Origin of the sequence: Bacteroides sp. K03 (assembly GCF_019734355.1) — a bacterium.
GTDB classification, from domain to species: domain Bacteria; phylum Bacteroidota; class Bacteroidia; order Bacteroidales; family Bacteroidaceae; genus Bacteroides; species Bacteroides nordii.
Map to the genome: position 1 here is coordinate 119,883 of NZ_JAASHC010000014.1, position 8,284 is coordinate 128,166.

An 8,284-nucleotide genomic window follows, 5' to 3' on the forward strand; every position below is an offset into this window, starting at 1 on the left:
ATAAAATAAACAGTATGAAACGATTTGCAATTTCATTTATTTTCCTTTTAGGATTGACAATTTTTGTAGTACAAGGGCAGGCGGTGAATCTTGCTTTAAATAAAACATATTCAGCAAGTTCGATCTGGGGTAGTACATATACGGCCAAGAATGCTTTTGACGGAAATGCTGCGTCGCGTTGGTCGGCAGAGAAAGGTTCCATAAATAATCAGTGGGTACAAGTAGATTTCGGAACTTCTGTAGAATTTGACCGGGTAGTAATAAAAGAGTATGGTACTCGTGTGTCCAGCTACCAGATCCGGGTTTCCGATAACGGTGAAAAGTGGCTTATTGCTGCTCAGGGAACAATTATTGAGTCGGATGAAGTGTTAGAGTTATTGGCTCCCCAAAACAAACGCTATTTGCGACTTTATATTATTTCAGCCCTTTCAGAACCCAGTATTTATGAAATAGGTGTATTTAATAAGGTGGCAGAAGTATCTAAACCTATTTTAGGAGAGGGCATGTATTTTGAAGATCCCAGAGGGCCACTGACCAAATCAGAGGTGGATTATTTTAAGGCTTATGTTGCTAAAACAAACAAATTTCCATTACCGACTTCAAATATTGGAAATCAATTGGTTTATGGTAAACAAGGGATTGGTGCGGAAGGACTTGCTTGGATGTACAAGACAACAGGTGACAAAGAAATTTTGGATGTTTTCATAAGGCATTGCGATTATATGCTTAATTGTCGTAATGATCAGCAAGGAGGCGAAAAGCGTGTTCTTTGGACCGGGCGTGTAGAAAAGTGTTGGCCTAATAAAGACAAAACAGAGGGAGAGCAATTGGAGAAGTATTCTGCTTCTGAAAATGGAGATATCTTAGGACATATTTACTTCTGTGCCTATTTGATTTTACTTAGTCCGGATTTACTGGATCAGCAAGCACCGGTAAGTGATAAGAAGAATTACATTGATTTTGGTACTACCTATCGGGATCGTGCCATGAAATATATTCAAATGTGTGATGAGGTGATGGATGAGTTTTACGTACCTCGTTTTGTCACTGATACCTATACGCTCAACTGGCCCAATTGTCCGGAATGGAACTGGTTAGGACAAGCCATTGGATATAGATTTCCTGTCAACCAGCAAGCGATGGCACTGAATGCTTTCCATAAAGCATTGGAATGTTATGCTGTGTTAGGTATCAATCCCGAGAAACAAGCTCTTTATAAGAAGGTGGTGCAGGTTTCTATAGATGGACAGGCTGAAACCTTAAAGCCTGTAAAGGTGACGGTAAACGGAGAGACCAAGAACTGTTATCTTTGGTATTATCATATGAATGGAGGAACTAAAGTAGAAGATTTCGATCATTCTTCCTATGCTATGTTGCAATATTATAAAGCTTACGAAAGTGATTTATTTGAAAATGTAACGCTTGACAAAATGCAGACATTTATTAATACGGTGAAATATATCATGTGGGATGAAACCACTCGTACGGTTTCCGATCACGTGAATGGTCAAGAGACAGCACTTAAAGATAGGAGAGACAATACTCTACCGGGATGGATACAGATGTCATACTTCGATCCGGAATTTTGGGAATATAATTTGAAAATGAGAGGAAACGTGACAGGAGAAGTAGGTCGTATGGGGCATTTTCTATATATGAAGAGCCGTCTTTTCGGCTATGCAGATGATTTGGATGCTCACCCCATCAATATTACCCGTTATGGAGGATATGACCCCACAGCCATTACACCATCAACTACTGTAGGAAAGGATAATATTCTTATTTCCGGTCCTGTTAAAGATGTACTGAACATCGTAGCAGAACGGGAACTTAAAACTGTACGGATTGCTGATCTTAGTGGACGCATCATGTTAAATCAACCTTATGAGGAAAATATTTCCGTGTCTCATTTACCTGCCGGTATCTATGTTGTACTGATGGAGACGATAGATGGTCAAGGTTGTGTGGTGAAGATAGTAAAAGAATAATAACATTTTATCAATTTAGAGCCTGTTTAAATTTTCTTCAAATAGGATTTTTCAGCTTCTTTTGAGTTTATTTCCGGTCTATTTTTCCGTTTTTAGTCGTCACATAGCCCGCTATGCTCCTCGTAAAAACGAAAAAATATCCTCAAAAATAACTCTCAAAAGAATGCTGAACAAAATTTAAACAGGCTCTTATATATTTCATGAAATTTTGTATTTATAGAAATTTGAAGTATTAATTGATAAAATATATGATGAGATGTAGATAAACGGAAGAATCCCTGTGATGTTATTATGCGTAATGGACAAAGAGTAATAAATGATACGATATGAATAGACATTGTTAAATGACCAATATGAAATACTTTATTTTATTACTATTGATGTGTTTTTCTCATTCAATACTGGGACAAACAAGTGAAAAAAATGATACTGTCTTACAGGGACGAATGGTATGTGTATCTGCATTGGCAGTATTTCCGCTTATTACTGATGTTCATTTAAAAAATAATAGGAGCCCAATTCTTTATCCTCTTTTAGTAATAAATGGTGTGTTAATAAAAGACGAAAAGATGATAAATTGTTTTCGCAATCATTTTGATAGAAACAAAATAGCAAAACTAAAGTACATTTCAAAAGTTGAAGCTGAGAAAAAAGGAATTCCCAATGTACCGGAAGATGGAGCATTGTTGGTAACTATTAAGAAAGGATACTATTTTGATTTTTCTTGTGAATAGACAGGCTGTGTTTACCATTGAACTGATTCTGTAAATGTTGAGAATAGTATGAAGAAGTTATTTTTAATTGTATGTTTGGGAATGTTGGTATTCGGTTGTTCCTCTATTTATAAATCTAATTCAAATGAAAATAATATGAATGAATTTGGACGGAGGTACGAATTACAAGTGTGTAATTTTTCAGAAATACCTAAAAGCTTATTGGAGAATATAGATAAAATGGGAATGGATAGTACTTTAATACTCAATGAATATGAAGGACGATATTTAAATTTTGTTTTTAAAGTAGATACGTTAGATTTTAATCTTGTAGGGAAAAAGGTTGGTTTTTTTAAAAGTAAAATAGAATATTTTAGAGACACTCGTAGGCGTTTAAAAAATAGCTATACCATTTGTAGTAGTTTATATATTTTTGATGCTGTTCAAAAAGTAGAAAGTGGAGGTTATGATGCTGCTATTACTGATGGAAATATATTTGTAATGCCAATAGAAAAAGTTGTTAAAAGATTAAAGAAATATTAATCAAAAAGTATGAAATGGAATTTTAATAATGATCTGTTGCAACAATTGAATATTTTGAATGACTGTCAATTTTAGATGTTTTCCGAAGTATTGGTGTAATTAAACAAGTAAAAATGTTCAAATGATAAGGATCTGTTTTGTTCTACTATTTTTAGTGGTTGGTGTTGCAAATAGCATATGCCAAAATAATAATAAGTTGCAAACTATTTCTCAGATTGCTTCTGATGACAGTATAGTAGTTTCAGCTATTGACGCTCTTCTTGTTTATCCATTAACAAGCGATAAAAGTATTGAAGAATATAAGAAAAGGGCAGGTGTAAATAATCATTTTATTTTCCCTTTATTGATTTTAAATGATATAATAATCAGGGAGGAGAAAAAAGTGAATTGCTTTAGAAACCGGTTTGATTTTACGAATATAAAAAATACAAAACTAATTTCAAAAGTAAAAGCAGAGAAAAAAGGGATTCCCAATGTGCCGAAAGATGGAGTATTATTTGTAACTACTAAGAAAGGGTATTATTTTGATTTTTCTTGTGAATAAATAATACTTGCATGTACTAATGTTTTTTTATGAGATTTGGAATGATACACTTTTTCTTAAAAATAAAAATATGAAATCCATAAAGGTTACTATATTGGTATTTATAGTTGTCGTTTTTACTTCTTGTGATTGTTTACAACATATACAAGGTGTTGTGGTTGATTCTGAAACCCGATTGCCAATAAATAAGGTAATGGTAAAAAGAGTAATGGCAAAAGAAGACAGCAGAAACAGGGCTATATATACGGATAGTCTTGGAAATTTTGAAATTACCTCAATGACAGGTGGTATATTTGGTTGTCCTAAAATCTCACTCTCTCTTGAAAAAGAGGGATATAATAAAGTGAAAAAAAATATAAGTGTTGCACAGGTAATGTCGTTATTGCTTTAGAAAGGCAAGCGGAAGGAAAAACGGAAAAACGTTAACTAATTAAACAGTATAAAACTATTTATATCATTAAAGATGAGAAAGGCATTTATATTTATTTTGTTGAGTGTATATTTTCTCTCGTGGAGCAATGAAGTTGCTTCGCAAGAGCGTATAAACTTGAATAGAGACTGGCGATATCAGGAGAATGATCCCAGTGGAACTGATAGTACTTTGCATTATTCACGTCTGAAACCCTATTTACTGCCTTGTGCCAATGATTTTATCAAATCGGGGCAGAAACATATTCGTCCGGCAGGAAACCCGGGAGGCGAGGTGGCTTACGTGAAACCGGATTTTGACGATAGTAGCTGGAGGCAGTTGAACCTTCCGCACGACTGGGCTATTGAAGGACCTTTTAATATAGATTATGTAGGAGCTACCGGAAAATTGCCTTATTGGGGAATACGCTGGTATCGTAAATCCTTTGAGTTGAATCCTAAAGATATCGGAAAACAAATTTATCTGGATATAGATGGGGCGATGTCTTACTCGTCTGTCTGGTGTAATGGGCAATTCGTCGGTGGATGGCCGTATGGTTATGCTTCTTACCGTCTTGATCTGACTCCTTATGTGAAAGCCGGAAAGAAAAATACACTGGCTATTCGTCTGGATAATCCGGACGATGCTTCCCGGTGGTATCCGGGATCGGGAATCTACCGGAATGTATGGTTGGTGAAAACGTCTCCTGTACATGTGGCGCAATGGGGAACTTTTATTCGTAACAAAGAGATCTCTACTGATAAAGCAGTGATGGATATGACCCTCCAATTGGAAAATAATACGGGGAAGAGTGTGCAGGCAAGCGTGAAGACTGATATTTATGAACAGGACGAGACAGGAAATCCTAAAGGCACTAAGGTGGCTTCCTGTCCTGCGATGAAAGTGAAGATGGAGCAACAAGCTACCACCGAGTTACAGTCCGGTTTTGTTGTGCCTAATCCTAAATTATGGGAAATTGAATCTCCCGCCTGTTATGTGGCAGTGACCCGCATTGAAGTAGACGGTCGTGAGCTGGAACGTTATCAGACTCCTTTCGGTATACGTGAGATTGAATTTACTCACGATCAGGGATTTATGCTGAATGGCCGTAAAGTACCTATCAAAGGAGTTTGCATGCACCATGATCTCGGAGCATTGGGGGCAGCCTTCAATGAAGTGGCAGCCGAGCGCCAGTTGCGCATAATGAAAGAGATGGGAGCCAATGCAATTCGTACTTCACATAATCCACCTGCACCTGAATTGGTAGCTCTTTGTGACCGTATGGGCTTGATGATGCAATTGGAGTTTGTGGATAGTTGGCATAAAGGGAAACGGAAAAATGATTATAATATCCTGTTTGATGATTGGAATGAAGCAGATATGCGTTCGTTGGTTCGTCATTACCGGAATCATCCGTCGGTGATTATGTGGAGTATCGGTAATGAGGTGCACGATCAGGTAACAGATTTGGGTATAGAGATTGCCCGTAATCTTACTGCTTACAGTCATGATGAAGATCCTACGCGTCCTACTTCTTTGGGATGCAACAAACGGGATGCGATTTATCGTGATATTGTCAATCAGGTGGATATATTCGGGCTGAATTATTATCATAAGACATATCCTTTGTTTAAAGAGCAGAATCCTACACGCCGCTATCACGCCAGCGAGACCTCTTCGGCTACCAGTTCCCGTGGAGAATATTTCTTCCCGGTGACGAAGAATGTGAACGACAGCCGTTCCGGTTTTCAACTCTCTTCGTATGATGTGACTACTATCGGATGGGGATGTATGCCGGAAGAACAATTCAAAATGAATGAGGCATATCCGTTTATGAGTGGAGAATTTGTGTGGACGGGGTTCGATTATTTAGGAGAACCTACGCCTTATAATAAAGATCTGACCAATCTGCTGAATTTCTCTGATCCTGTAGAGTTGGAGGCGGCTAAAAAAGAGTTGGAAGAGTTAGGCAAAATAAAAACTCCATCCCGTAGCTCTTATTTTGGAATTGTGGATTTATGCGGATTCCCTAAAGACCGTTACTATAATTATCAGAGTTATTGGCGTAAAGAACTTCCGTTGGTTCACATCCTTCCGCATTGGAACTGGCCGGAGCGGGTAGGAGAGGTTACACCGGTTCATATTTATACTTCGGGTGACGAAGTGGAACTTTTCTTAAACGGGAAGTCGCAAGGCAGACGGAAGAAAGAGCATTCTTATGATCGTCTCACCTGGGATGACGTTCGGTATGAACCGGGAGAACTGAAGGCGATAGCTTATAAAGAGGGAAAACAGTGGGCGGAACAACAGGTAAAGACAACAGGCCAGCCTGCTGCATTATCTGTCAATCCGGAGAAGAAGACTCTTCGAAATACTGGTACGGACCTGTCTTTTGTGCGTATTGATGTTGTAGATAAAGAAGGGTTGACCGTTCCCCGTACAAAGAACCTGTTAAAGTTCTCGGTTAGTGGTCCGGTTGAGATTGTAGCTACCGATAATGGTGATGCTACCAGTTTTGTTCCCTTCCAGTCTCATGAACGTGAGGCATACAATGGGCTTTGCCTGGTCATTCTTCGTTCTGTATCCGGTAAGGCGGGTGAAGCTGTCCTGACAGTAGAGTCAGAGGGACTTCCAACGAAGAAGGTCAGTCTGCAAGTGGTGGCCGATGTTAAGTGAGTTGTGTATGGGAAGTAAAATAAAGACAATAAGATTGCTGGCAGGTATGTGCTTGCTGGCAATCAGTGTATCAGCACAAAATATTGATGTAAAGGGTACTCCGTGGGAAGGTGATGAGATTCTGAAGACACCTGCTTATCGGGTAGTTGCCGAAGATTCCATCCGGTCCATTCAGTTTGAAGGGTTGCCGTATAAAGGGCATACGAAACAGGTTTTTGCTTTTTATGCTACACCCGGTATGTTGAAAGGCGATCGTTCTATAGACAAACAGCTCCCCGGTGTTGTATTGGTGCATGGTGGGGGTGGAAGAGCCTTTCGCGAATGGGTGTTACTATGGGCACGTCGTGGATATGCTGCCATAGCTATTGACACCCGCGGTAATGGAGCGAATAAGGAACATATTGAGAACGGTTTTGAAGAAAACGGTAAAGATACCCCTTATTTTGATGTGACATTGCCATTGAAAGAACAGTGGATGTATCAGGCTGTAGGAGATGTAATACTATCTCATTCTTTATTGCTTAGCTTTCCTGAAGTAGACAAGAAGCGTACGGCACTTACCGGTATCAGTTGGGGAGGAGTTCTGACCAGTGTTGCTACCTCATTAGATCATCGTTTTCGTGCGGCTGTTCCTGTTTACGGATGTGGCTTTCTCGCTGAAAGCGGACGGATGAAACAGCAGTTGGATAAGCTTTCTCTATTGGAACGTGAAACGTGGATAAAGCAATATGATCCTTCTGTCTATCTGTCGCGTGCCAAATGTCCGGTTCTCTTTTTGAATGGTACGAATGATGTACATTTCTATCTGCCGAGTATGACGCAGAGTACTGCATTGGTTTCCAAGGGGCAGGTATTGATAAAGTATAAATTAAGGCATGGTCATGGTCATGGTTGGAATAACCAGGAAATCGGTACTTTTATAGATCATTATCTGTGTAATGGCCCTGCATTACCGAAAATAAAGTCATTGCGGTTACAGGATAATATACTTTCTGTAAAGGCTGTTTCATCATCACCTGTCCAAAAAGTAGTTCTCTATTATACTACAGATACAAATGTAGAGCAGGAGAAGTGTGAGTGGCATTTTGTAGAAGCTGTTCCTTCGGGTAAAGAGTGGAAAGTTGAATTACCTCAAAAGGTTGTTCGTTGGTTTGTAAATGTTACGGATAACTCTGGTAATCAATTATCCGGAGATTTGCAGGAATAGATAATGTTGATTTTTCATTACGCAGCATATGGCTTTTCTTTTCCGTACAGTAACTCTTTGTAATATCTTATAGTTCTTTTGTTTATTTGTCGTAGAGAATCGCTCCGTTTCTCTACGACAAACAGAGTGTTCCTCGTATACTCTATTAAAACCAAATGTTTCCGCAGAATATTGCTTTAATAAATGTTAACTACGAAAGATATG

At 38.5% G+C, this 8,284-nt stretch carries 7 protein-coding genes; all 7 read left to right on the forward strand.

Translation table 11 applies throughout. The features are described from left to right. The first annotated feature begins 14 nt into the window (after positions 1–14). The 7 genes from HCG69_RS11805 to HCG69_RS11835 all read left to right on the forward strand — a co-directional run bounded on the left by HCG69_RS11805 (position 15) and on the right by HCG69_RS11835 (position 8,080). Positions 15–1,988, forward strand: a complete 1,974-nt coding sequence (locus tag HCG69_RS11805) for a discoidin domain-containing protein (RefSeq protein WP_221650206.1) — start codon at positions 15–17, stop codon at positions 1,986–1,988. A 353-nt stretch (positions 1,989–2,341) separates the two neighbouring features. Next, positions 2,342–2,722, forward strand: coding sequence for a hypothetical protein (locus HCG69_RS11810; protein ID WP_221650207.1), 381 nt, complete (start codon positions 2,342–2,344; stop codon positions 2,720–2,722). Between the two features lie 48 nt (positions 2,723–2,770). Continuing rightward, positions 2,771–3,244, forward strand: coding sequence for a hypothetical protein (locus HCG69_RS11815; protein ID WP_221650208.1), 474 nt, complete (start codon positions 2,771–2,773; stop codon positions 3,242–3,244). 121 nt (positions 3,245–3,365) lie between these two features. After that, a complete protein-coding gene (locus tag HCG69_RS11820) occupies positions 3,366–3,788 on the forward strand; it encodes a hypothetical protein (protein WP_221650209.1) in 423 nt (140 codons plus the stop codon). A 70-nt stretch (positions 3,789–3,858) separates the two neighbouring features. Further along, positions 3,859–4,179 carry a hypothetical protein gene (locus HCG69_RS11825; protein WP_255585872.1) on the forward strand — a complete coding sequence of 107 codons (321 nt, stop codon included), beginning with the start codon at positions 3,859–3,861 and terminating at the stop codon, positions 4,177–4,179. Positions 4,180–4,251: 72 nt separating this feature from the next. Next, a complete protein-coding gene (gene galB / locus HCG69_RS11830) occupies positions 4,252–6,873 on the forward strand; it encodes a beta-galactosidase GalB (protein ID WP_221650211.1) in 2,622 nt (873 codons plus the stop codon). A gap of 7 nt (positions 6,874–6,880) precedes the next feature. Continuing rightward, entirely contained in the window at positions 6,881–8,080 is a 1,200-nt protein-coding gene (locus tag HCG69_RS11835; RefSeq protein ID WP_221650212.1) for a S9 family peptidase, read from the forward strand. The last annotated feature ends 204 nt before the right edge of the window (positions 8,081–8,284 follow it).